Here is a 23,840-nt window from a genome sequence, read left to right as displayed (position 1 = left end):
CACCACCCCACACCTGCCATGAACACACCCGACGATCCCCTCGACGAGCTGCTGTCGCAGTGGCAGGTGCATGGGGAGGTTCCCAGCTCCTTTCAGAGGGAGGTATGGGCACGCATCGCCACGAATGAGGGCGAGCCCACCACCTGGGAAAAACTCACGAGTTTTCTCGTTCAGCCCCGTGGCTGGCTTATCGCCACCGCAGCCTCCATCCTCATCGGTGCCACGGTCGCGTGGGTGGAGACACGCCCGCCACGGCTGAATCCTCATGAAGCCTACGTGCGCTCCATCAGTCCTTTTGCCTCACTCCATCTCGCATCCCACTGAGGCATGAAGATCCGGGAAAAGCTCTTTTTCATGGCCTTAGCGGTCATTCTCCTGGCCTACACCGCACACGAGGTAGTGATCCACCTCCGCCCCGTGCCACCCTCTCCACGGCAGATCGGGCTGGAGTGGCTGCGGGCGGAATACGACATCCCCCAGGAGGCTTATGAAAAGATCGCCGCCCTGCATCAGGACTACTTCGTCCGCTGCGATGAGATGTGCGCCACCATGGAACGGGCACACCGGCCCCTCATCCAGCGGAGCCGCACGCCGCAGTCAAAAGAAACCCCCTCTGCCGCGCTCAAGCGCGAAAAGGCGGTCTGTGAAAACTGCCTGGAAAACATGGTCCAGCATTTAAAGAACGTGGCTGCCCTCATGCCCTCCGTTCAGGGCGAGCGTTTTCTGAAAGACATCCTCCCTGAAGTCATCAATCCGCCCGAGCTGCAAAAACTGCGCTCCCAGGTCACGCCGCTTCAATGACAACCCCTGAGGACGACGAAGACAAACATCTCTTAATCGCCCTGGCCGGAGGCAATGACCCGGCCTTAAATGTCCTGATGCGCCGCTGGAATGCGCGCCTCATCGCCTATTTGCACCGTCTTACCGGCAGTCACACCACCGCCTGTGACCTCGCCCAGGAGACTTTCGTTCGCGTTTACAAACATCGGCAGCGTTATCGCCCCAACCAAAAGTTTTCCACCTGGCTCTTTGCCATCGCGACCAACCTCGCGCGCAACCAACTGCGCTGGCAAAAACGCCACCCGGTGACCCTTTTGGAACCTTCACAGGTATCTGATCTACCACTTCAATGTGAGCTTCCCACCCCGTGCCACAGCCTGGAACGGCAAGAGCGTGCCGAGGCCGTCCGAGAAGCCATTTTAAAGCTTCCTCAAGATTACAAGGAGCCCCTCATCCTTTCCACCTACGAAGGCCTGTCTCACGCTGAGATTGCCGAGATCATGAACACCACGGAAAAAGTGGTGGAAATGCGACTTTACCGCGCGCGTAAACAGCTCAAGGAACTTTTGCTCCCCTGGCTGAAGCAAGAGTGATGGCTTCAACGTTTCCGTCACAAACCGCAGCCTCTCATTGACAGGGGGGGACATTCCCCGGTAACAAAAGAAGTCCGCCCACTTTCATGAACCTGCCCAATCAACTCACCCTCTCACGCCTCGTGCTCACAGGGTTTTTTGTGGCTTGTTTTTATCTGCCCTGGGCAAATGCCTATTCCATCGCCGTCATCATCTTCGGCATCGCTAGTTTTACCGATTATCTGGATGGCAACATTGCCCGCGCGCGCAATCTGGTGACGAACTTTGGCAAGCTCTTCGATCCCCTCGCGGATAAGATCCTCATCGCTGCGGCCTTCATCCTGCTTTCAGTGGATAAGACGATCCCCTCCTGGATCACCATCGCCATCCTCTCGCGCGAATTTTTCGTCACGGGCATCCGCCAAATCGCCGCTGGTCAGGGTGCCGTCCTCGCTGCGGAAAAGCTGGGCAAACACAAAATGGTCTGGCAGATCATCACCGTGCTGTACTTCATGCTCAGCGCGGCTTCACGCGAACCCATCTTTGCTTTTCTAGCCCCCGTTTTTGCTCCCTCCGTCATTCATGACTGGGTGGGTGGTTTCATCATTTACTTTACCACGACCTTGACCCTCGCTTCAGGATTCAGCTACTTTTGGAAGAACAGGCATTTGTTCAACGACGCGTGACAGAACGCCAAGGCATGGTAGATTTTGAGGTATGGTTATCGAATCCATTCCGGCTTTAGCCCATCTGAGTTCTGATGAGCAACTCATCCTAGCCGCTGAACTGTGGCGTGGGAATACGCAAGGCGATGAAGATAGCCCAGATCCGCAGATCGTGAAATTGCTGCGGGAAAGAGAAGAGTGATGACACTCCCCTTCATCGGCGTTTGGGATTGTGATCTTGAGATCCTACCCCGCTTCCGTTAAATTCGATAAATGTCCGCCGAAGCCCAACTCACTGCCCTGAACATCACCCTACCGCCAGCGCCCCCCAAGGGAGGGATTTATAAGCCTGTCGTGGTTGTCGGCCAGGTGGCCTATCTCTCGGGTCACGGTCCCTATTTGGCCGATGGAGGGATGATCCGTGGGCGTGTGGGGGAAGACCTGGACCTCGCTGAGGCCCACGCAGCGGCCCGCCAGACGGGACTGGCCATGCTGGCCACGTTGCAAAAAGAACTGGGCAGCCTGGACCGCATCAAGCGCGTGGTCAAACTCCTGGGCATGGTGAACTCTACCCCTGAGTTTTCCGATCACCCGAAGGTCATCAACGGCTGCAGTGAACTCTTTGCCCAGGTCTGGGGCGAGGAAAATGGCATCGGTGCCCGCAGTGCGGTCGGCATGGGGTCTTTACCAGGCCAGATCGCTGTGGAGATCGAGGGCATCTTTGAGCTGCATTCTTGAACGAGCGCGGGGCTTGGCTCAATCATTGAGGCCATAGGCCATGCCCACCACTTCATCATCCTCTTCCTCAAAGGCGATGCGCATCGGCCGGCAGCAGACCTCGCAGTCGTAGTCCACATCACAAGGAGTCTCAGTGACGAAAGGAGCAGGGACTTCGAACTCCTCAAAACAAGAGGGGCAGGTAACAGGGACCGTGTGCATAGGGACAAATGATGTCGGAGTTTGGAGAAAATTCGCGAACGAAACAGGCTCAAACCACACCTTCAAGAGCCGAAACGACGCACGAGTTCCTGCTGGCGATAGCGGAAGACTTTCTCATGCATCGGCTGGACATAAAGGGCGTGAGCGACCTCGCTGAACGGCCAGAAAGGCAGGGCATAGACCACGTGGTCACTCACTTCCGTGTGCGTCTCAGAGAGCTTTTTGAAACTGTGCCGATGATACCAAAGTTTGTAGGGGCCAAAACGCTGCTCATCCACAAAACATTCACCCGGGACCACCAGCTTGATCTCCGTGACCCAAGTGCGGTAAATGAATGGAGCCAGTTGCAGGCGATACCAAATCAACTGTCCCACATGCACGGGAGATAAGTCCCCACCCACTGTCTGAAAACGCATGTCTGGAGGGGTGATCTCATTGAGATTCGCCGGATTGGAAAAAAAAGCCCAGGCCTCCTCCACGGGGATGGGTAGGACCTGGCTCTGGCGGAACTCACGAAGATGCATGCCATGCATTACGCGGCTTAACTCCTTCTGGGCAGAGGAAGTTAAACCGCCTTTTTTTTCTCACTGGTTAGGCACGGGCCTACCCATCAAGCCTTTCCGAGAAGCGCTTTCAGCTCGGCGATGCAGCGCTCATTCTGCGGCATCGTGCCTACGGAGACGCGGATCCATTCCGGTAGTTTATAAGAGGCCATCGCGCGCAGGATGATGCCTTTGTCCATCATGGCTTTGAACACCGCATTGCCATCTCCCACTTTGACGAGGACGAAATTGGCAAAACTCGGGATGTATTCCAGCCCCATCGCCGCGAACTCAGCCTGGAGGTAAGCGCGGCCTTCATCCGTGATGGCCTTGGTTTTATCCTGATGCTCCTGATCCAGCAGCCCCGCCAGGGCACCGGCCTGGGCCACGGAATTCACATTGAACGGCTGGCGCGTGCGCTGCAGCACATCAATCAACTCTTTGTTCCCGATGCCGTAACCGACACGGGTTCCTGCCAGCCCCTGGATTTTCGAAAAGGTGCGCAGGATCACCACATTCCGGCCTTCGCGCACATACTTCAGCGTGTCCGGTGGGGTATCGAGGAATTCATAATAGGCCTCGTCAAAGACCACCACCACATGCGGGGGAACTTTATCCATGAAGCGGTCAATCGCCTCTTGAGTGACCAAAGTACCCGTGGGGTTATTGGGATTGGCAATGAAGATCTTCTTCGTCCGAGGGGTGATAGCAGCAGCCATCGCATCCAGATCATGCACGAAACCTGGGTCTTCGATTTCGATGGTCTCGGCCCCGAAAACCTTGGCCATGAGTTTATAAACCACAAAGGCGTGCTTGGCTGTGATGATGTTATCTCCCGGCTGCAAGAAAGCGTGACCGATGAACTCGATGATCTCATTGCTGCCACAGCCGATGATGATGTTTCCCATCTCCAGGCCGAACTTATCCGCCAGGGCATTGCGCAGTTTGTAGGAAGCTCCATCCGGGTAGATGTGCACTTCTTTCACCGCTTCCTCCATGGCAGCGATGGCCTTGGGGGAAGGGCCCAGGGGGTTCTCATTGGAAGCCATCTTGATGATGTCTTCAGGCCGCAAGCCACGCTCGCGCGCGACGTCTTCGATCGGCTTTCCTGGTTCGTAGGCGACGAGGTCTTTGAGCTGCGGGTTGGCGTAATTCCAGATGGACATGAGGGTCGGGGTTGGGAGGCTGAGGTATTCGCCTGAGATACGCCTGCTGGCAAGTCTGTGTCGCAGAGCCGTGGGAAACATCCCCGCCCATTCTCCCCACCCCTCTCTTGACCTTTCCCCCCTCCGCCGTGACGCTGCATGCATGCGCAATCCAGAGCGGACTCACACGATGGCAGTCTTTTGTGACTTTGAAAACTTGGCCCTCGGGGTCAGGGATGCGAAGTATGACAAGTTTGACATGGGCAAGGTGTTGGAGCGGTTGCTGGTCAAAGGCAGCATCGTAGTGAAGAAAGCCTACTGTGACTGGGAGCGTTACCGCGAATTCAAAAAGGCGATGCATGAGGCCGCCTTTGAGCTCATCGAGATCCCCCACGTGCGCATGTCGGGTAAAAACAGTGCGGACATCCGCATGGTGGTGGACGCCCTGGACCTTTGCTACACCAAAGCCCACGTGGATACCTTCGTCGTGGTCAGTGGGGACTCAGACTTTTCTCCACTCGTCAGCAAGCTGCGGGAAAATAACAAGACCGTCATCGGCGTGGGTGTGAAAAACTCCACCAGCGACCTCTTCATTGGCAACTGCGATGAATTCATCTTTTACGATGACCTCGTCCGTGAGCAGCAAAAACGCCGGAGCACCCGCCTGCCACGCGCCCCATTGCCCGCGAATGGCACTGAGCCCCGCTCCAGCGGAGAGGCCAAACCGGAGCCCGCCCCCGCCCCGACAGGCCGGGGTGGCCGCCAACCTCGGTCTGCTGCGACAGGGGCTCAAGCTCCCACTGAACCCCGCGCGCCTGCCGAACCAAAACCCGCCGGCGACCCTGAAAAAGCCATCGAAATGCTGATGGCCACCGTGGATGACCTCATCGGCGAGCAAGGCGGTGACCAAGGCGTCTGGGGCTGGAAAGTGAAGGAAACCCTGAAACGCCGCGCACCCCAGTTTAGCGAGCGTTTTCATGGTTTCCGCTCCTTCAATGCACTGCTGGAGGCTGCGGGGAAACGCGGGCTCCTCGACCTCGTCTTTGATGATCGCTCCGGCGGTTACCGAGTGCGACCAGGCGCGGTCATTGAGGCCAGTGAAGCTCATGAAAATGGCGAGACCTTGGAGGGTTAAAACACCTCATCGTTCCCCATGCTCGAAGGGCTTGCATCTTTCAGGCACAATGCCGCGAATCTTGGATGTTGAGAAGCCTGTCCGTCCTCAAGCCCAAAGGGCTTATGCATTACAGCCTAGTGTCATAAACTTTGAATGCTGAAAGCGCCCGTCGCTCACAAGCCCAAAGGGCTTATGTCTTTCAGCCCAGGGTTGGCACAACCCTGGGTATGAGACCGTAAACGTCTCCACTGAAGTCGAACCTCAACGAGGTTCCGTCCTCCGCGCTGGCCCTAACACACCGAATCCAAAATGGAGTCTGCGCGAGCTAAAGCTCTGGCTACTTTGGCTTTGTATCGCCCGCCACCCTTTTGGTTAGACGCGATCATCTCTCCACGGGTCTCCAAAGCACGCATCCCCGTGAGTAGGGCGGATGTGTCCGGCGCAAAAAAACGTCGAAGCTCTTCCACCCCATCGCCGGATTATCCGCCTTGCTTTGACGGTGCCCTTTTTCCTCCCGACCCGATTGATACCTTCAAGCGATGAACCCCAAAAAAACTTCACCTTCAAAGAAGGCGGGTAATCCGGCGACGAAGCGGGAGAGACAAACACGCGGAAGACGCCGGACACACACCGCCCTACAATGGAAAGAACGAATCTACCATACTCTCCCGCCCAACAAAAACGCCGTCTGGATGACTCCAGACGGCGTTGTAATTTTAATCAACCGGGTAGCTTCAGCGAATTACTGCTGAGGAGCACCTGGAAGGGTAGGCAGACCGCCTGCACCAGGAGCACCTGGGAGGGCTGGCAGACCGGCTGGGGCACCTGCGCCTGGAAGGGCTGGCAGACCACCAGCACCTGGGGCTGGAGGAAGGCCACCGTAACCAGGAGCCTGTGGCAGACCGCCTGCTCCAGGAATGTCCTGAAAGCTGCCGGAGCCAGAGACCACGATGTTCAGGATCTGCTGAGGGGTATTCGGGCTAGCCATGGTGAACATGTCAAAGCCACTGCCGAGGAGTTTTGGTCCCACGGAAGCGCCCTGAGCGGACATGAGCTTGACGGTTTCAACACTGGCGTCGTTTTTGCCAATGATGACGGTACCACCCTGCCAGGCACGGCCGGGAACAGGTTTGCCAGCGGCATCGCAGTTCCACTGTGGAGGCCAACCAGCAGCGGCTGGGTTTTCAAACACGATCGGCATGATGCTGGAGCTGGTGTTGGACTGCCCCTGAGTCATGGCCCAATGGTTTTCACCAGCGGTCAGAGCCTGGTCAAACGTCGGTGCGATACCGATGTTTTTGTCAGGCATGAAACGGCTGCCTGGGCAGCCGAAGATGGTTTCGTCCTGCACGAGACCTTCCTGCACGAGGGCGCGGAAAGCATCGTTGGAGGTCAGCGGCACGCTGCCCGTGGTCGGGTTCGTGACGGAGTCCGGATACAGGCCGTTGTTGTCCGAAGCGTAGGTCAGCAGAAGGCCGATGATCTGGCGGCAGTTGCTGGACCCTTTCATCTGGTTGGCCTTCACGGTGATGAGGTTGTATGTGGGGACCGCCAAACTCGCGATGATCGCGATGATGGTGATCACCACCAGGAGTTCAATGAGGGTGAAACCTCGTTGGAGTGCTCTTTTCATGGTAGTAGTGCGTTTATGGTTTGGATTATGATGTATGCGTCCGAAGGCTGAAAAAACCTTCGCACATCGTGATTAGACAGACCCAGCGATTGAAAAGCGAGAAAAATTTTGGCCCAGCGTTCCGATTGCGCTTAGGGCCCTGAATGGTGCTCTGAAAGAGTCACTTTTTTGTCACCTTCGGTGTCGGCTACGCCGCCTTTCGGTAATGCCTGACCCGCTGGTAGGTCACGATGGCAAATCCCTGGGCATGCGTCTCATCGGGCTCACAAATCTTCCTGGAGATAGGCTCCCAATCCTCGCGGGAAAATGCGGGAAAAGCCACCCCACTGCCGAGACGGTCCTCCACATGCGTGATGATGAGGCGATCCGCCAACGGCATGGCGGCCGTGTAAGTTCCTGCCCCTCCACAGACTACCAATTCGGCACTGCGGGCCTTTTCCGCCACGTGCAGCGCCTCCTCCACCGTCGAAACTCGCTCGCCTAAAAAAGGGATGAATGCCTGCTGGCGCGAAAGCACCAGTGGGTGGTGATCTGTAAACCAGCCCAGCATTTCCTCATACGTGCGCCGTCCCAGCAGCAACCATTTGCCATGGGTGTAAGCACGAAAGTGAGCGCGATCTTTGGGCAGATCCCACGGCACCCCCTGGCCACGAGAAATGAATCCGTCCGAGGAAACGGCAGCAATCAGCGTCAACAGCGGGGGCATCTTGAAATATGCACCCCAGACGGATGAACTTCAAGAAGCCGAGTCTCCTTAAAAAGAGCTTTTTGCCCTCATTTCTTCATTTCAACCCCTCAAATGACCGGAGTGAGCAAGGGTTGGCCAGCAAAGTGGGCGGCCAGATTTCCCACGCAAAGCTGGGCCATGGCAAGGCGTGCCTCATGCGTGCCACTGCCGAGATGAGGCAGTAACACGACCTTTTCATGCTGGCACAGCGCTGGAGGAAGGTGCGGCTCATTTTCAAACACGTCCAGACCCGCCGTTCGGATGGTCCCCTGCTCGAGCGCAGAGATTAGAGCGACCTCATCCACGATACTGCCACGGGCGATGTTGATCAGCGTGCCAGAAGCCCCCAAGGCAGCCAGCACGGAGGCATCAATCAGGTGACGTGTCCCTTCCCCACCCGGACAGGCGACAATGAGAAAATCCACCTCCGCCGCGAGGGCGTGCAGGTTGGGCTCAAAACGGTAGTCCACCGCCTGGGCATGGCGTCCATAGTAAGAGATGGAAAGACCATGAGCGCTGAGCCGCTGAGCGATGGCCTTACCAATGCGCCCCAGGCCCACAATGCCAGCCCGCTTTCCGCGCAGTGCATGGGCTAAGGGGAAGCTCCCCTGCGGCCACTGCCCGGCGCGGGCAAAACGCTCCGCCTCCCCCAGACGACGGCTGGTCATCAGCACCAGGGCCATGGCGATGTCTGCCACATCATCCGTCAGCACATCGGGGGTATTCGTCACACGGAGACCGCGCTCCTGGCAGTAGGCAAGAGGCACTCCGTCATACCCCACGCCAAAAACGCTGAGGATCTCCAGAGCGGGCAACTGCTGGAGAAGCGAAATGGGGGCCAGACTGCCGCCGCCCATGGCAATGGCCCGGATCTCAGGACCTACCTCGGCAAGGAGAGCAGCGGGATCTGCCGCATGAAAATAGTCGTGGCAGGTGCAAACCTGACGCAGAGGCTGGAGTAAAAACTCAGGCAGCGGGGCTAAAAGCAGAACGGCAGGCAGAGACATGGTAGAATCGAAGGAATGGAGCTGGATCAGTCAGGCCGATTGCGCATGAAGTCGGCGATTTGGGCAAAAAAGGCGGCTACGGTGGGGACGTGTTCCACGGGCATTTCCACCTCTCTCATGGACGCTCCCATGAGATCTAACCAACGGTCACGCTCTGCCAAACCAATGCTGAAAGGCATGTGCCGACCCCGCAACCGAGGGTGCCCGCGTTCTTCCAGATACGTCTGCGGCCCGCCAAAGCGATAAATTAGGAAATCGGCCAAGCGCTTTTCAGATCCTTCCCAGTCCTCAGGCGGGTACATGGGGCCGATGAGGTCATCCCCCCGAACCCGCCGATAAAAGGCAGCCACAAGTTGGCGCAAACGGTCTTCGCCGAGGTCGTGATAAAGATTGGCCACAGGGTCCATGGATCACAGATGGCCAGCCACGCGCTCTTTTCCAGCCTGGGATGGATTTTGAACAATGTCCGAGTAAAGAAGACCGCAGCACGCTCCTCTTAACTCCCATGCCTCCGTTTCTTTTATCGGCTGACCCTATTCCAGACACGACCAGTCCTTTTGGCCCAGGGCTAGGGGCTGAGGTGCGCTTTCTAGGGGTGGTGCGCGGGGAGGAAGAGGGACTCACGATCTCCGGCATTGATTACACCGCTTACCTTCCCATGGCAGAACGATTGCTAGGGGAGCTAATGGCTCAGGGCCGGGAGCAGCACGGGCCGCATGAGGCCTACATTCAGCATCGGCTGGGTTTTGTCGCTGCAGAAGCCCCCTCCATTCTCATCTGGGTGCGCACACGTCACAGTGCGGCAGCTTTTGACCTTTGCCGTTGGTATCTGAAGGAGATCAAAACCCGCGTTCCCATCTGGAAACGTCCGGTGTTTCAGGAAACAAACACAGAGCCCGTGTGAAGACCTGTGGGGAGCCGGAACGCCTCACTTTTTCAAGTGAGGCATCCGTCAAAGAGCCCACTACTTGACTTCCGGCCGCTGGTCTTTCGGCAGCCACTTCAGTTCCTGAGCGGGGTTGGGCTTTTTATTGCCCCCAATGAAAATATCTCCCAAGTCCTTGAACGTCACGAAGAAGATGAAGCCAAAGAGCGTGAGCGCACAGGCGGTCTGCACCCACTCCAGGGCTCGCGAATGCAGGGGCTTGCGGCGCAGACCTTCCGCGATGGCCATGGTGATGTGCCCGCCATCCAACACGGGAAATGGCAGCATGTTCATGATGGCCAGGTTGATGTTTAAGACGACGCTGAACCACAAGATCTGTAGGAGCGCGGCGGGATCTTGAAGGAGATTGTAATACACCCGGCCGATGCCCACCGGGCCACTCATGTGCGCGGGGCTGATGTCGGAGTTTCCAGAGACCAGTTTGCTGATCATGCTGAACATGCTGCGCGCGGCGTCAGAAACCTGCTCAGACACGGGTGGATAGGCCAGTTTACGCTCGCCCGTGGCATGCCACTCGATACCCACCATGGGACGATTGTATTCCGGTGGCCGCTGGTCTGGCACACGGGGTGTCAGAGTGAGGGTTAGCTCACTGCTTTGCAGGGTCGTTTTGTCTTTGCGACGGACGATCACCTGCACGGGCTGTCCGGGCTTAGTCTCCAGGTATTCAGCAAACCAGATGCGGCTCAAAAGAGGCTGTCCATCCACACTCAGCAGTTCATCATTGGGCTGAAGGCCCGCTTCAGCAGCCGGGCTGTTTTCCTGCACATTGCCCACCATAGGGGTTTCTTTGCCCATGATGCCGACTTCACGCAGCACAGGCCGCTCGAAAAGGCCCATCCACCAGGCGCTGGGTTTCTTGTCCGGGTCTGGCCATTTGGCACCCACGGCGACGGTTTTCACGCCTTCACCGGGACGCTCCACCTGGAACTGAATTTCACTGCCTTCACTGGCGATGACACCCCAGCGCACGCTATCTACAAAACCCTCAAAGCGGCGGATCGGCTGGCCGTCAATCGCCTGGATGATGTCCCCCGGCTTCAAGCCTGTCTTAGCCGCAGGGCTATCCTTCGCCACGTAACCGATGGTTGTGGTGACAAAGGGTTCCGACTGGGGCTTACCCAGCACGCTGACGAGGAGGGCAAAAAGACAAGCCAGACCGAAACTGAATAAGGGGCCCGCAAAAGCGACGATGATCTTATCCATCGGCGTGATGGGAGGAAGCGGCTCATCCGAGGAAGATTCGCCCTCGATCGCGCCCATGGGTGCCATTTGAGGCAGTTTCACAAAACCACCTGCGGGGATGCTGCCCAGGCCGTACTGCACCCCATTGATGGTCTTTTTCCACAGGGGTTTACCGAACCAAATCTGGAAGGCCTCCACCTTCAGCCCACGCCAGCGGGCCGCTAAAAAATGCCCCCATTCGTGGACGAGGATCATGAGGTTAAACACCAGCAACACCTCAAAAATGAGGATGATGATGCGGAGAACTTCACCGACGACGCCTAAAGAAGAGAGCCATTGCATAAGAACTGAAAGCTATACGCGCCACCACGGCGCAGAGACGGAAAGCTAACACCCCACATGACAAGGGCAATCAGCCAATGGTAAAATTCTGGTTATTCCAAAGCTTCCCGTCCACCCTGAGTCCGACCTGCGAATTTCTTTTCTCATGCGTGCACGGCGGAAATCACACAATCCTGAAATACCTCATGCGGCGGCCCGCGCCTTGCTCCATGGCATGAGAACCATGTCTTCTGACCCAGCCATTGCGGGGCCCGCACGCCCTGGAGTCACCCTCACCCCTGAAGGTGCGCTCTTCTGTGTCTTTTCACGTCACGCCACTCAGGTAGATCTATGCCTCTATTCGACGGTTCAGCCCAGCCTCGAAATAGGCCGTGTGCGGATGCGGCGCGGTGAATGCGATCTCTGGTGTGCCTTCGTCCCTGGAGTGAAGGCAGGGCAGCTCTACGGCTACCGCGCCCATGGCCCCTGGATCCCTGACCGCGCACTCAGATTCAATCCCCGCAAACTGCTGCTAGATCCCTACGCCCTCGCCATCGTGGGGCAGCCAGATGGGCGAACCGGTATGCTTGGCGGCACTGGACCTGGCACTTACCCCGGAGCCTATGACAATGGAGCCGAGGCCCTGAAATCCGCTGTCGTGGAAACTTCTTTCGACTGGCAGGGAGATCGTCTGCCCCGCCTCCCCTGGCAGGACACGATTCTTTATGAACTGCATGTCAAAGGCTTCACTCAAAAGCACCCTGATGTGCCGCCAGCTTTGCGCGGGACCTATGCGGGCCTAGGCCACCCTGCCGTCATCGCTTACCTCAAAAATCTGGGTGTGACCAGTCTGCAACTGCTGCCTGTGCATCAGCATCTGGACGATCAATTTTTGCTGGAAAAAGGCCTCACCAATTACTGGGGATACAACACCGTCGGCTTCTTCGCCCCTCACGCTGAATATGCCGCAGCCCAAGATCCGAGTGAGCAAGTCCGCGAGTTCAAGGAAATGGTGCGCGCCCTCCACGCGGCAGGTTTGGAGGTCATCCTGGACGTGGTTTATAACCACACTGCGGAAGGGGATGAACGCGGGCCTACACTGATGTTTCGTGGCCTGGATGACCGCATGTACTACCGCCACACCTTCGACGAACACGGTTCCAATTACATCAACATCACTGGCTGCGGCAATGCGGTGGATTCGGCTACCCCGCCTGCCCTTCGTCTCATTTTGGATAGCCTACGCTACTGGGTAACCGAGATGCATGTGGATGGCTTTCGTTTTGACTTGGCTGTGACGGTGGCTCGTGATCAACACGACAACTTTGATGCCAACAGTCAATTCCTCGCCGCTGTGGCGCAGGACCCCATCTTGTCACAGGTCAAGCTCATCGCCGAGCCTTGGGATATCTTCCGCATGGATAGCTATCAAGTCGGCGGCTTTCCCGAGCCTTGGCGTGAACTGAATGGCAAGTATCGAGATGCCGTGCGTAAATTTTGGGCCGGTGATGAGGGCTCCACGGCCGACTTTGCCAAACGTTTCTGCGGCAGCCAGGACGTCTTCGCCTGGAATCTCCGGCCTGCTCTCAGTAGCATCAATTTCCTCACCAGTCACGATGGCTTCACCCTGCTGGACCTCGTCAGCTACGCCAGCAAGCACAATGAGGCCAACGGTGAGGACAACCGCGATGGCGACAATGCCAACCACAGCGTGAGCTGCGGGGTGGAAGGCCCCACGCAAGACTACCGGGTGCTGAACCTCCGCGCACGCCTGCGCCGCAGTCTGATGGCCACCCTGATGACCTCCATCGGTGTGCCTTTTATCAATGCTGGGGATGAACGCGGCCGCACGCAAAAGGGCAACAACAACGCCTACTGCCAAGACAATGAGCTCAGTTGGTTAGACTGGAGCACCTGCGATGAGGCCATGCTGGACTTCACCCGCCGCATCATCGCTCTGCGCAAAGAATTCTCCAGCCTGCGCCGCACCCAATATTTTGACGGGGTCATGAACCCCACTACAGGCCTGGCCGATGTGACTTGGCTGGAGGGAGATGCCAGCCTGCTCTGCCATGAAGAATGGCATGACCCTAAGCGCGCTTTCTTTGGTGCTTTGATGGATGGTTCACCACCCCTCTTGTTGTTATTCAATCGTGGAGAACTCCCCCAAAAATTCCTCCTGCCCGGCAGCGAAGAGACCCTGTGGAGCGTGGTTTTCGATACCAGCTTACCCGCTGGGTTTTTAGAGGCAGATTCCCGTCTCATCGAAGGCGGGGTCGCCTTTCAGATCAAAGCCAGCACGCTGGTCTGCCTGCGGCTCAATGAGGGGCCAGCACTGGTGGGAGCTCACTGCTGAAAAGAACCTCCATGTGAGTTGCACCGTGACTTGAGCCCATGGCTGCAAGTCTTGTAAGACTGCGCTTCTCCCTCATACCGCCCAAAGCTGTTTTTTGCTTCCACTGGCAATTTGATGTTGCATAACATTACTGTGTATATTTAATATACACAGTAATCATGCCTTCACCCGTTTCCATCAAGCTGCTACTGCCGCCCATCTCACCCGCAGCACCGGGAACCCTGTATGAACAGATCGTCACTGGCCTCAAGCGGGTGATTAGCGAAGGCAAGCTGGTGGCCGATGCTCCGCTGCCCTCGTTTCGCCAGTTAGCAGAGGAATTGCTGGTGAGTGTGATCACCGTGAAGCGCGCTTATGAAGAACTGGAGCGCGAAGGCATCGTCTATCGCAGGCAAGGGCTCGGCACGTTTGTGGCAGCCCGTGGGCAAGATCGCTCCCGAGAAGTCAAACTCGATCAAGCCCGCGCCCTTCTCTCCCAGGCTTACCAGGAGGCCATCGAAGCCGGCCTCACTGGTCCCGAGATTCATCAGCTATTTCAGGAAATCCTCAACGCACGCCAGCCATGAACCCACCCGCCCTCGTCATTACAGCTCTGGAAAAACGCTATGCACGCTTTGCCCTCGGGCCCATCCACCTCACGGTGCCTAGCGGCGTGATTTACGGCCTGATCGGCCCCAATGGAGCCGGGAAAACCACCTTGTTAGACCAGATCTTCGGCATCGGCATGCCAGATGCAGGAAGCATCCGCGTGAGTGGGCGGGACCACCGGCAAGACGAAGTAGCCATCAAACAACGCACGGCCTACGCTGGGCCTGACCTTAGCTATGTCTCTTGGGGCAAAGTGGGGCGTGCCATACGCTTCGTTCGCGGCTTTCACCCCGGCTGGGATGAGGGGCTTGCCACCCGGCTCATGCAGTCTTTTGGCCTGAGTGAGGGAGATCGTATCGCCACTCTCTCGTTCGGGGGACGGATGAAATTGGCCCTCCTGTTAGCGATGGCTTGGCGCCCCGATTTCCTGGTTTTGGATGAGCCCACCACGGGCCTGGATGCTCACGCGAAAAAGGCTCTCTTTTCAGAGCTTCTCGCCATCGTGAGAGACGATGCACGCACCGTCCTGCTATCCTCCCACCAAATCACTGACCTGGAGCGATTCGCAGATCATGTGAGTGTTTTGCACCGGGGCCGGCTGCTGCTGGAAGGTCCTACGGCTGAACTGATGGAGCGACATTTGCAGGTGGAGTATGAAGGCGGACTCCCGATCCAAATTCCAGGCCTAACCATCCTTGCTCAGGAAGGCTCACGATGCCGAGCCATCGTGGATACGCAGGTCCTCCCTTTGACTCGACTGGTGAGCCACGGCGCACAAAACCTCCGCAGCCAAGCCCTGACTTTGGAAGAGTTATTTCTAGCCCTGACCAGCTAGCACAGCCCCGCCCTAAATCATCTCGCAGCTTTCTCCATGATATCCTCTGCCTATTGAGCTTCCATGAAACGCATCATCTTCGACTTCATCCTGCGTTGGCGCTGGGTCATCGCTTGTTACTTGGTATTTCTCAGCCTTTTGACGTGGGTCTTTCCTTTCAGTTTTGCCCCGCTCTTCATGCAATTGCTCATGACGGAAAGGAACCAAGGCATCCTCCGCACCCTGAGACCTCAGCCCGTGACTAAGAGGGATCAAGAACGCGCGTGGTGGTTTATCAGCGTCGGCCTAACAAGCCTGCTCAGCCTACCCATCATGGTGACGACCACGGCCTTGCATCCGTGGGTGATGCAACACATCCGCCATGTCTCCGTGCCCGCCCCCTGGTTCTCTTTAGCTGTAGTTTTATGGTTTGGGGTGGGACTCAGTGCGTTGATTTTTTTACTGCCCACCCAACCACAACCCACTTACCTGGGAAAATTATTGGCCATCCCCGGCCGGATGCTCTGGGCTTTAGCGACTCCTCTTTGTGTTTTCGTCGCCACACGCCTTCCACGCACCCCAGAGGCGATGCAGCCCTGGCAATGGATGCTGGCGGCACTCGTGCCGGTGCTGCTTGGTATCTCCTACTGGGCTGCCCCGAGGGTGCTCGACCCGGTATCCTCTCCCACCCTCACTCGATCCTTCCAGGAGGAAACATCCCCACAGACCGACACGGGCCCCCAAGGGCTATCCCTCTTTCTCCTCACGGTGCATGGGCGCCTGATCGCCATCAGCGTGGCCCTCATGGTGGGGATCATCTCGCTTGCTCAACTCAAAGAAGGTCTATCCAAAACGATGCCCCCTAGTTACGCCTCCATGATGCTGGGCTTAGCAATGTTTCTCCCCACAGGCTTATTCGAAGCCGTGAACCTGCGCATGCTACGCATCCTCCCACTTCGTAGCAGTCAACTCACGGCCCTGCTACTCAGTCTGCCTCTCCTGCAGGGCGTGATCATGGGCCCCTTGCTGGTATGGAGCCTCGGGCTGAGCAGTGGGCATTTACCGCTTTGGCAAGATGTCCTCTGCGCGGTCCTTTACATCGCCGGCGGCGGTGCCGCGATGCTGACGCTCGCTTTTCACGTCAGCTCAGGCTGGCGAGTTTATCTCTATACCCTGCCCATGGTCTTGATGATCCCACTTTCACACCTGAGCGCCTTTCCCCTCCATGAATGGCAGTGTATTTTTGGGAGCCTTGCTTTGATCCTTTCAGCCATGGCCACACAGAGAGGCTTATGGCGCAGTGCAGCCTTTTATCGCCCTCGACTTCGCCTCAATGGCCAAGATGAGTCCGCCCTGAACAACACCTGAGATCATCCGCTTTATTCGGGCCGATAGATCTCCAACTTGGCCGTCACAGGATCAATCTGTAAGGTGTAAAAATTCGCCGGTAATTCTCCCTTTAAGGCATCTTGCTGATCAATCAAAGTGACATGCCAGGCCCCAGCTTCAGGCAGATCCGTCGAGCCATCAGGACGAAAGCGAATGGCCACATATTCCTGCTCTCCTTCGGCAATGGTTTCCGTTTGCGCTTCCAGATTCCAGAGACTCGTCCAGCCTGCGTCCGTAGCCAGGGTGACGCCTTCGGGCACTGCGACCTGAGCTCCTATTTTTTTTAAAGTGGCGATGTCTTCTTCATCTGTCAGTTCAGGATCGTTTTCTACCCATTGCAGCAATTGTAAAAACTGACCGCTGCTGCCATCCACCGGTAGTGTGGGTGGCGCCTTATAAAAGCGCAGTTCCACGTCTGAAGAAAAGGTGAGGGCCAGACCTTGGGCTTCCACAATCTTACCACTGATCAACTCGCCTGCAGAAGTTAACCGCGAGGCGCGGATGGCCCCCAGCATAGTCGGTGCCGCCAGAGCGACCACAAGGCCTAAGATAAGCACCACACTGAGGCTTTCGATCAGGGTGAAACCAGCACGAACTGGCCTCGGAGAAGGGAGAGTCTTCATAACAAATTGAATGATGAAATCATTTCTGCCTCAGCCGAACTGAGGTCACAAAAGTCTAACAATAAGTGCAATTCCTTTAATAAGTGGTGCTGTCCCAGGCTGCATTTCGCATGGGAACCGTAGCGGTAAAGACTCGAAAATTCAGCCTCTCTCGCGTGAGGTATTCCTTCAAACGGGTGAGATCCCGATCATAATGACGAGCCTCCGCAAAGGGAGCATCCGCAGCTGCACAAATATCCACGGCAGCGTTCCCATTTGCTGCATGCCATTGGTTGAGCGAGCCCTCTTCTCCTGCCACCAGAGTGACCCGCACTAGAGGCGGCAGCAGATGGCGAGTGCCTTGATCCAAGGTACCGTCACGCCGCAGAGTGGGTTTATCCAGTGCCGGGGTCGTATTGTTAGCATCTCTGGATGAGTAACGGAAAAGCGGAGCTAACCAGTAGGGGGCTTTGGCTGCGGCTTCGGCAGCCTGAATCGGCACCTGAGGGCTGATCAAAAGCAGCAGGATATTATCTGCAATGGGTCTGGAGGCTGTTTCCAAATCCTGCTTAAACCAGTCAGGTCGGGTGTAAACCGTGTTCCCCTGTACCGTTTGATTGGCCCCGCCGCCAGTATTGGCAGTCGTGGCGGGGATGGCCACCTGTTCAGCGGGTGGGCGGTACTCCATCAATTGATAACGAAACTTCACTGGCACCACCCCACCCGGGAGGAAAGCTGGGCGCTGATCCTCATTGCTCTGAAAGCGCACGTAATAACCTCGTGCATTCAGGAGATTTCCCAGCCCACGATACCCCTGACTAAGCCCTAAGGGAGCTTGAAAAAACAAGGCATGACCCGGGAGCTCTGAAGCCTCTTCACCCGTGCCCACTTCCACGCCTGGGAGCACCCGAAAATCCAATTCTGACTGACGCACATACCCTGCTGGTGGCGAGGCCACATCCGCAGGTGGCACGTTCGACTCAGTCGCCGTGAAATGATAATCCCAATAGGTATTGAGCGTCGCTTGGGACAAATTCCGTGTGAGCGTCTCAAAAGCGATACGCGCGCCACGGAACTGATTCACCTTCCCCTTCGTCTCCCGCCAGGAACGCTGCATGGTTTCCAAAGCCGACAACGTCACAAGCAACAATATAGACAGGACCGCCGTGGAAACGAGCAACTCGACCAAGGTAAAGGCTGGCCGAAACGGCCTGCGGCTAGGTAGGAAGTAGGCGGAAATATTCATGGGGCGATAGCTCCTCAGTTAAGGTCGCATAGGGGGGAGGGACGGGACTCTAGCTTGCATTCAAAGCCTCTAGAACCTGACGATCTTTGATCGTCCTATACTCAATCAATCATTCGTTAGGCCTACCTACCTCACTGTCCAACGCGAGCGATCAAAGTCGTGTGGGTCCGATAGGCCATCGGCAAGGCGTGTTCAAAATCGAAATCTTTATTGGCCACACTCGTCACTTTCACGGTGATACGGCGTAAATAAGGATCCACATCCGAATCGTCCGCAGGAGCGGCAGCATCTGCGGGCAAGGTCACATCGCGAGCAGGAATATGGACAACGGCGACATAGGCCAGATCTGCACCGGGTTCCTCGCCTTCAATGGCCACCCCTTGATCATCAAAGAAATAACGTTGCGTGTTAAACTCGGGGGCCAAGATATCTTGACCATTTTCATCTTGCCACGGAGCCTGGCTGATACTGCCGACGATGTGGGTAGTGATCCTCGTCTCAGCCGCTAAGTTTCCCGCTTCTTTAATGTTTGTCAGCCCCTGAGGAATGAGTCCCAGCAAAGTGGTCAGAGCCAGCGCCGTTATGCCACTGGCCAAAGTGACCTCCACTAAAGAGAAACCACGGCGAAGAGAACGAGGGAGAGCAGGAATGTTCATGAAAGGAGGAGTTTAAAGGGGGGGATAAACAACGCCTTCCTGCGTGGGATCAGCGCCACCCACGATATACCATATCGAAAGAGTGTGAATTTAGATAACCCTTAATTCACCCTGTTCAAGTGGGAATTTAAATTCATTTTTTGGACGTCCAGATTGCTGTCTTATACAAAAAACCCGGTGGGAAGATTTCCCCACCGGGCCTGTCCAGTTCTCACTTCAAAAAGGGCTCCATCTAAAAGCCAAAACGCTGAGTCTGTAAGATGCGGAACTGATGGTAGTGATCCAGCGTCTGACCTGAAGGATTGATCGCGAAGTCAGGCAGGTCAGGTTGGGTAGGGTCCAAATGCCGCTCAATGAGCGTGGAGCCGCGGTACTCACCTGTGATCTTATCGGCCTCTTCCATTGTCTGAGGGCCTGAGGAACGGGCTTTTTTGATCGTCTGTGCGATGTAGTGAACGCGGAAGGTATTTGACCGCGTGGTCACCCGTGGATAAAGGCCAGCGTAGGGACGCTCGCGGGTGTTATCTCCCGTGAGGCGGTGAGCACGCCAGAAGTCATCCATCTTGGTGTGATCCTCAATCCCCGGCACATCTTTGGGTACCAAGTGGATGTCGCAAATCTCGCTAGGACTGATGAAAGTGCGCCCCTGGGCGAAACGCTGCTCAAACTGAGCGAGGGTCTTTTCCACATCCACCTTGTAGTGCCACTGCTTCCCCTGTGTGCTGCCCCAAAATGCGTTCTGGTTGTTGGCATCTGGAAATACTTTGTAGTTAGGCGCATCCTCCGTCGGCACTGCATGGATCACTTCCCCCGCTAAGGCTGCATGCAGTGCCGTGGCGCGGCGGATGTGGGTGAAGGGAAAAATTTGATAATTCAGATTCACCTTACCCGCCGTGGAGAACGGCTCGCTGATGGCATACGGCTCCACCACGGGCATCCAGAAGTATTCCAGCAACAAATGGTCAGCCGGGCTATTGCCCCCCAGCTTGGTCGGCCCACCTGGATGACCTTGCTGAGGACGGAATAGCAACGTTTTCCAAGGGTCTCCCGCATGCACGCCTGAGGGCAGCGAACCGAACATGACGGGCGAGGGAATCATGCGATTGGGCGAATAAAAATCCTGCTCCGTCGTGCGGTGCTGAGCACTCTCACTGAAGTAAGCGACGCCCCCATTGCCTGCCACGATGTTCAGATTCCCCTCATCCGGCTTATTGATGTATGGACCATCCCGATGGGTGCCGGAGCCGTTGTCAAAATCGCCATAACGATGTGCGGCCTCGCGTGCATCTGCCAGGTAGGGGAAGTCAGGCAGACGATGGTTGGGGTAACCTGCACCAGCGACATTGGGCACCAAGCGGTCGGCATAGTCGGTATTGCCGCCGTAGTCATAACCAGGCAAATGATTGGATACAAAGTTGGTTAAACTATGTGCCAACCTGCGTTTGCCATAATGACGATGTGAGGCCCAATCCGCTGCTGGCACCACTTGCTTCGCCGCAGTCAGGCGATAGTCCCCATGACGAATGGTGACCGTCTGCACCACGTCGCTGCCTTCCTTCTCTTCCGCCTGATCAATGAGGTTTTGGTTGGTGGCATTATCCTGAGTGCGGAAGATGCGCGGAGCACCGGGCTGCGCGGAATCAAAGCCAAAAAAGAAAGCACCCATGGTGTGCTTATTATTCACATGCGGGGCGATGTGATGACGGAAGAGGCGGCCACGCAAAGTCGCCCCACCCTGAGGCGCTTTTTTATCCAGGCCGATCAATGTCTCGCGACCGTTAAAACCCAGCGCACCTCGGGTGTAAAACGTCCACCAAGCCGGTGGCTCACGCCCCTGGTCAGGACCCACCGGACGAGCCGCTGTGCGCACGAGTGTAGGAGGGCGCAGAGACACCGCAGGAAATTCTGGCTGCAGGGTCTGTACCAGTTCCGCAGGAGTCTCTAGAGTGGAAGTGGTGCGCCCCAGATGCCCCGAATAGACCTCCACGGTCAAAGGCACCGCTTGCACCTGATCTGTGTTGCTGAGCAGCATGTTCAACTCCCCTTGGCGACCGACTTCAATGTCCACAAAGTTGCTGATAAGGTCATAATTCAAGACGCACTGGGTATCCTTCACGGAGGATGTCGGCTTCACTTCCCAGTTATCATTTCCATAGCTCACGTCTGCGGGCATGGGGGAGCGAGCAGGCACCTCACGCCCGCGCAGCAGGCCTTTGAGTCCCGTGCCATAACCACCCTGCATTTGGGCTCCAGGGTGTGTGGCCCTGCGGCCCGTGTAAAAAAGCTCCTCGTCATTGAGGAAGAGTGGCTTGCCATTGACGCGGAATTTGCTCAGGCCTTTCACCTTCACCGTGAGGTCGGGCTCAATGAGAGTATAACCCGCCGTGGGGATAAAGAACTCTAGAAGCAAACGCGCCTGGATACGCCGGAAGCCTGGTTTCAGAGGCGTGTTCGACTGAAGCTGGTGATTCCAATTGTCTCTTTTATATCCTGGATGTGTCTTGTCAGGTCCATAAGGAAAGCCTCCTGTGAAGGGATACTTCACATCATCCTTGGGCTGATTCAGCGTGGGATCCGGATACGGGCGAGGCGGAAAATTGGAGTACCAACGATCTTCCGCGCCATTGGGCAGATTCGTGCCTAGCTGGCCTTTCTTAGCGCTGCCGCCACCCGGCTTGCCAATCGAAGGATCTTTTTCGATCAAAGGGTTGTTCGGATCATCGGTGTTGTCTGCGGCGCAAATGAAATGCAGCCCCACTTCTGTGATGGTGGGGAAGCGGCCAAAGCCCTGCACCACGTCTCCACTCTTGGTCGTCCAGCGGGCGGGTGTCACCTGCCCATGTCCTGGAAAGCCTAACTTTTCTACCTGGCCACTTTCTGCATCAGGATCATCAGGATCCGTGGCAGCCCCGAAAAAGCGCGGGTCTGTAAAGGTCTTGAAGGTGGTGGGGCGGGCACTCCCAGCGATGTATCCTAGCATGGCATTTTGCGCCTTGCCTGTACCGTCGAACTTATCCGTTCCACGAATGAGACTGCCGTCATGCAGATTCACACTGCGAACATAATCGAAAATTTCCACCAGGATCTGATTCAAATCCTTGTCGTACTTTTGGTTAAATGTTTGCCCCGCTGAAGTGGTGAATCCGGGAACAGGCCGGGATAGCACTTCCTCCAGATATTCCAGCAACACCTTGTTTTCTGGGTGATCCACATCCTGGGTGGGAGAGTCTGCCCACCCACGCTGGAAGACGTAACTGCGAGTGCCGTTGACCGTGCGCAGAGTGCCGCAGTGAGCTATGAGCTGATCAAACGAAGTACGATATTCTGGCCCCCGGTAACTGACTGGCCAGGCCGCGATCTTTGGCAGGCCGAGCGGATTGGCCTCAGGTGCACGACTATGTGCGGTGAGGAAGAACCCAGCCCGCTGAATGTCTGTGGCATTTAGCGTGGTGCTGCCCAGGGTATTCGGCTGACGGTTTTCATTCAGGAGCAGCTCATCTAGACTGGCAAAAAGGCGTTCTTTCCGGAAGGTGGACAAAGCGACGGCAGCGATGTCTGGATCACTGTAGGCTCGTGTGCCGCCACGGCTGCCCCCTGCCCCCACTTTAGGAATGAGATCATAGATGGATTCTTTTTGCGCTGAGCTTAAAAGTTGACCCGGAAACAGCACCGGGCTCAAGGCCGTCGTGGCCGGGTGCCCTGGGTATCTCTGGAATTCACCGCCCACCGGTTGATAGCGAGCATACTTCGCATCCTCTTCATAAAAAAAGGTTGGCATGGCCCACGGGGTAGGTTCTGAGGCCGTGTTGATATTCACCTTCGAGGCTTCGTCATCCGTCCAGAAAGCCACACGCCCGACAATGGGGTTCTGCGGGGTGGCAGGTGAAGGCCCCACAAATTCTTGAGACTGATCCAAGCTGCCTAGAGTGCCATCCTTCAGGACATAGAGCCATTCCACAGGCATAGGCACCCGTTGGCGATCCCCCCCGGCTGTGCGCACACCGCCCACTTGCTGCCCGGCCGCATTTTGTTCACGGTAGGAAAAGCCACCGACACTCGGAGTGCCGTCCCCCTGCGCGCGCGGGTCGAGGATGGGAAACAGTAGCAGCGGCTGCCCCTGTGGGTTGGAACGCACGGCTGGGCGATTCAAGTCCACAAAACGATGAGGGCGCTCCTGCCAGTCTGCTGGAACGACGTCAGCCAACAATTGAGCTTCGATATTCCCCGGGTCACGCAGCACCAGCACGGGGCTGGAGTAGAGCTTATAAGCGGACTGTGCCTGTCCATTGGTGGCGTAGCGGCGCACCACGCCTGGCTGTGAGGTCCAGGCCTCCCAACCGGCTGCGCCCGTGTTCTGCGTGGTGGCTTTGCGCAGTTGTGAGATCACCATATTCACCGCCACTTCGGAAAGCTGGCGGGCCTGCTGCCCATCGGCACTGACATGGGCAGACTTCAATTCGGTCTGTGAGATGGATAACATGGCCACGATCAGCATCGTCATCAAAGCGACCAATGAGATCACCGTCACCAACGCGATACCGCGGCGACGAGAAGAGGGATGGGAAAAAACTTTCATGGCAGGAGGTGCATTTCAAAAAGGTCCAGTTGGG

At 56.7% G+C, this 23,840-nt stretch carries 24 protein-coding genes; 12 read left to right on the top strand and 12 right to left on the bottom strand.

Annotated elements, in window-relative coordinates; translation table 11 throughout:
- The first annotated feature begins 18 nt into the window (after positions 1–18).
- From HNQ64_RS13860 to HNQ64_RS13835, 6 genes are all read left to right on the top strand, one after another.
- Positions 19–324: a hypothetical protein gene (locus tag HNQ64_RS13860; protein WP_184209566.1), complete on the top strand. Its 306-nt coding sequence runs from the start codon at positions 19–21 to the stop codon at positions 322–324.
- Between the two features lie 3 nt (positions 325–327).
- Complete coding sequence (locus tag HNQ64_RS13855; protein WP_184209565.1) at positions 328–801, top strand: hypothetical protein; 474 nt, start codon at positions 328–330, stop codon at positions 799–801.
- Positions 798–1,373, top strand: a complete 576-nt coding sequence (locus tag HNQ64_RS13850; protein ID WP_184209564.1) for an RNA polymerase sigma factor — start codon at positions 798–800, stop codon at positions 1,371–1,373. The genes HNQ64_RS13855 and HNQ64_RS13850 overlap by 4 nt, the downstream gene beginning before the upstream one ends.
- 86 nt (positions 1,374–1,459) lie before the next feature.
- Positions 1,460–2,038, top strand: coding sequence for a CDP-diacylglycerol--glycerol-3-phosphate 3-phosphatidyltransferase (gene pgsA, locus HNQ64_RS13845; protein ID WP_184209563.1), 579 nt, complete (start codon positions 1,460–1,462; stop codon positions 2,036–2,038).
- Positions 2,039–2,069: 31 nt separating this feature from the next.
- Positions 2,070–2,219, top strand: coding sequence for a hypothetical protein (locus tag HNQ64_RS13840; protein WP_184209562.1), 150 nt, complete (start codon positions 2,070–2,072; stop codon positions 2,217–2,219).
- Between the two features lie 71 nt (positions 2,220–2,290).
- Positions 2,291–2,755 carry a RidA family protein gene (locus tag HNQ64_RS13835; RefSeq protein WP_184209561.1) on the top strand — a complete coding sequence of 155 codons (465 nt, stop codon included), beginning with the start codon at positions 2,291–2,293 and terminating at the stop codon, positions 2,753–2,755.
- A gap of 18 nt (positions 2,756–2,773) precedes the next feature.
- On the opposite strand, the gene HNQ64_RS13830 is transcribed toward HNQ64_RS13835, so the two are convergent.
- From HNQ64_RS13830 to hisC, 3 genes are all read right to left on the bottom strand, one after another.
- Positions 2,774–2,956, bottom strand: a complete 183-nt coding sequence (locus HNQ64_RS13830) for a CPXCG motif-containing cysteine-rich protein (RefSeq protein WP_184209560.1) — start codon at positions 2,954–2,956, stop codon at positions 2,774–2,776.
- A gap of 62 nt (positions 2,957–3,018) precedes the next feature.
- Positions 3,019–3,480, bottom strand: coding sequence for an SRPBCC family protein (locus tag HNQ64_RS13825; RefSeq protein ID WP_184209559.1), 462 nt, complete (start codon positions 3,478–3,480; stop codon positions 3,019–3,021).
- An 86-nt stretch (positions 3,481–3,566) separates the two neighbouring features.
- Entirely contained in the window at positions 3,567–4,664 is a 1,098-nt protein-coding gene (gene hisC, locus HNQ64_RS13820; protein ID WP_184209558.1) for a histidinol-phosphate transaminase, read from the bottom strand.
- A gap of 142 nt (positions 4,665–4,806) precedes the next feature.
- Between hisC and HNQ64_RS13815 the strand changes: the two genes are divergently transcribed.
- On the top strand, positions 4,807–5,778 hold the full coding sequence (locus HNQ64_RS13815; protein ID WP_184209557.1) for an NYN domain-containing protein: 972 nt from the start codon (positions 4,807–4,809) through the stop codon (positions 5,776–5,778).
- A 724-nt stretch (positions 5,779–6,502) separates the two neighbouring features.
- Here HNQ64_RS13815 and HNQ64_RS13810 read toward each other — a convergent pair.
- The 4 genes from HNQ64_RS13810 to HNQ64_RS13795 all read right to left on the bottom strand — a co-directional run bounded on the left by HNQ64_RS13810 (position 6,503) and on the right by HNQ64_RS13795 (position 9,534).
- Positions 6,503–7,393, bottom strand: coding sequence for a prepilin-type N-terminal cleavage/methylation domain-containing protein (locus HNQ64_RS13810; protein WP_184209556.1), 891 nt, complete (start codon positions 7,391–7,393; stop codon positions 6,503–6,505).
- A gap of 187 nt (positions 7,394–7,580) precedes the next feature.
- Complete coding sequence (locus tag HNQ64_RS13805) at positions 7,581–8,099, bottom strand: dihydrofolate reductase (protein ID WP_184209555.1); 519 nt, start codon at positions 8,097–8,099, stop codon at positions 7,581–7,583.
- Between the two features lie 89 nt (positions 8,100–8,188).
- A complete protein-coding gene (locus HNQ64_RS13800; protein WP_184209554.1) occupies positions 8,189–9,127 on the bottom strand; it encodes a 2-hydroxyacid dehydrogenase in 939 nt (312 codons plus the stop codon).
- A gap of 26 nt (positions 9,128–9,153) precedes the next feature.
- Complete coding sequence (locus HNQ64_RS13795; RefSeq protein ID WP_184209553.1) at positions 9,154–9,534, bottom strand: globin domain-containing protein; 381 nt, start codon at positions 9,532–9,534, stop codon at positions 9,154–9,156.
- Between the two features lie 98 nt (positions 9,535–9,632).
- Between HNQ64_RS13795 and HNQ64_RS13790 the strand changes: the two genes are divergently transcribed.
- The gene (locus HNQ64_RS13790; protein WP_184209552.1) at positions 9,633–10,031 is read left to right on the top strand and encodes a molybdopterin synthase catalytic subunit; all 399 of its coding nucleotides are present in this window, start codon (positions 9,633–9,635) and stop codon (positions 10,029–10,031) included.
- Positions 10,032–10,091: 60 nt separating this feature from the next.
- On the opposite strand, the gene rseP is transcribed toward HNQ64_RS13790, so the two are convergent.
- A complete protein-coding gene (gene rseP / locus HNQ64_RS13785; protein WP_184209551.1) occupies positions 10,092–11,600 on the bottom strand; it encodes an RIP metalloprotease RseP in 1,509 nt (502 codons plus the stop codon).
- A 223-nt stretch (positions 11,601–11,823) separates the two neighbouring features.
- Here rseP and glgX point away from each other — a divergent pair, with 223 nt between their 5' ends.
- From glgX to HNQ64_RS13765, 4 genes are all read left to right on the top strand, one after another.
- Positions 11,824–13,935: a glycogen debranching protein GlgX gene (gene glgX / locus HNQ64_RS13780; RefSeq protein ID WP_246431051.1), complete on the top strand. Its 2,112-nt coding sequence runs from the start codon at positions 11,824–11,826 to the stop codon at positions 13,933–13,935.
- Positions 13,936–14,093: 158 nt separating this feature from the next.
- The gene (locus tag HNQ64_RS13775; protein ID WP_184209549.1) at positions 14,094–14,501 is read left to right on the top strand and encodes a GntR family transcriptional regulator; all 408 of its coding nucleotides are present in this window, start codon (positions 14,094–14,096) and stop codon (positions 14,499–14,501) included.
- Positions 14,498–15,358: an ABC transporter ATP-binding protein gene (locus HNQ64_RS13770; RefSeq protein ID WP_184209548.1), complete on the top strand. Its 861-nt coding sequence runs from the start codon at positions 14,498–14,500 to the stop codon at positions 15,356–15,358. The genes HNQ64_RS13775 and HNQ64_RS13770 overlap by 4 nt, the downstream gene beginning before the upstream one ends.
- Positions 15,359–15,421: 63 nt before the next feature.
- Positions 15,422–16,705, top strand: coding sequence for a hypothetical protein (locus HNQ64_RS13765; protein ID WP_184209546.1), 1,284 nt, complete (start codon positions 15,422–15,424; stop codon positions 16,703–16,705).
- Between the two features lie 11 nt (positions 16,706–16,716).
- Here the strand turns inward: HNQ64_RS13765 and vccD are convergent, their stop codons facing one another.
- The 4 genes from vccD to vccA form a co-directional block, all read right to left on the bottom strand.
- A complete protein-coding gene (gene vccD, locus HNQ64_RS13760; RefSeq protein ID WP_184209544.1) occupies positions 16,717–17,349 on the bottom strand; it encodes a Verru_Chthon cassette protein D in 633 nt (210 codons plus the stop codon).
- A 76-nt stretch (positions 17,350–17,425) separates the two neighbouring features.
- Complete coding sequence (gene vccC / locus HNQ64_RS13755) at positions 17,426–18,574, bottom strand: Verru_Chthon cassette protein C (RefSeq protein ID WP_184209542.1); 1,149 nt, start codon at positions 18,572–18,574, stop codon at positions 17,426–17,428.
- A 131-nt stretch (positions 18,575–18,705) separates the two neighbouring features.
- Positions 18,706–19,230 carry a Verru_Chthon cassette protein B gene (gene vccB, locus HNQ64_RS13750; protein WP_184209540.1) on the bottom strand — a complete coding sequence of 175 codons (525 nt, stop codon included), beginning with the start codon at positions 19,228–19,230 and terminating at the stop codon, positions 18,706–18,708.
- 232 nt (positions 19,231–19,462) lie between these two features.
- Positions 19,463–23,806, bottom strand: coding sequence for a Verru_Chthon cassette protein A (gene vccA / locus HNQ64_RS13745; protein WP_184209538.1), 4,344 nt, complete (start codon positions 23,804–23,806; stop codon positions 19,463–19,465).
- Between the last annotated feature and the right edge of the window lie 34 nt (positions 23,807–23,840).

The organism is Prosthecobacter dejongeii, from assembly GCF_014203045.1.
Taxonomy (GTDB): domain Bacteria; phylum Verrucomicrobiota; class Verrucomicrobiia; order Verrucomicrobiales; family Verrucomicrobiaceae; genus Prosthecobacter; species Prosthecobacter dejongeii.
This window is presented reverse-complemented; position numbering and strand designations above follow the sequence as displayed.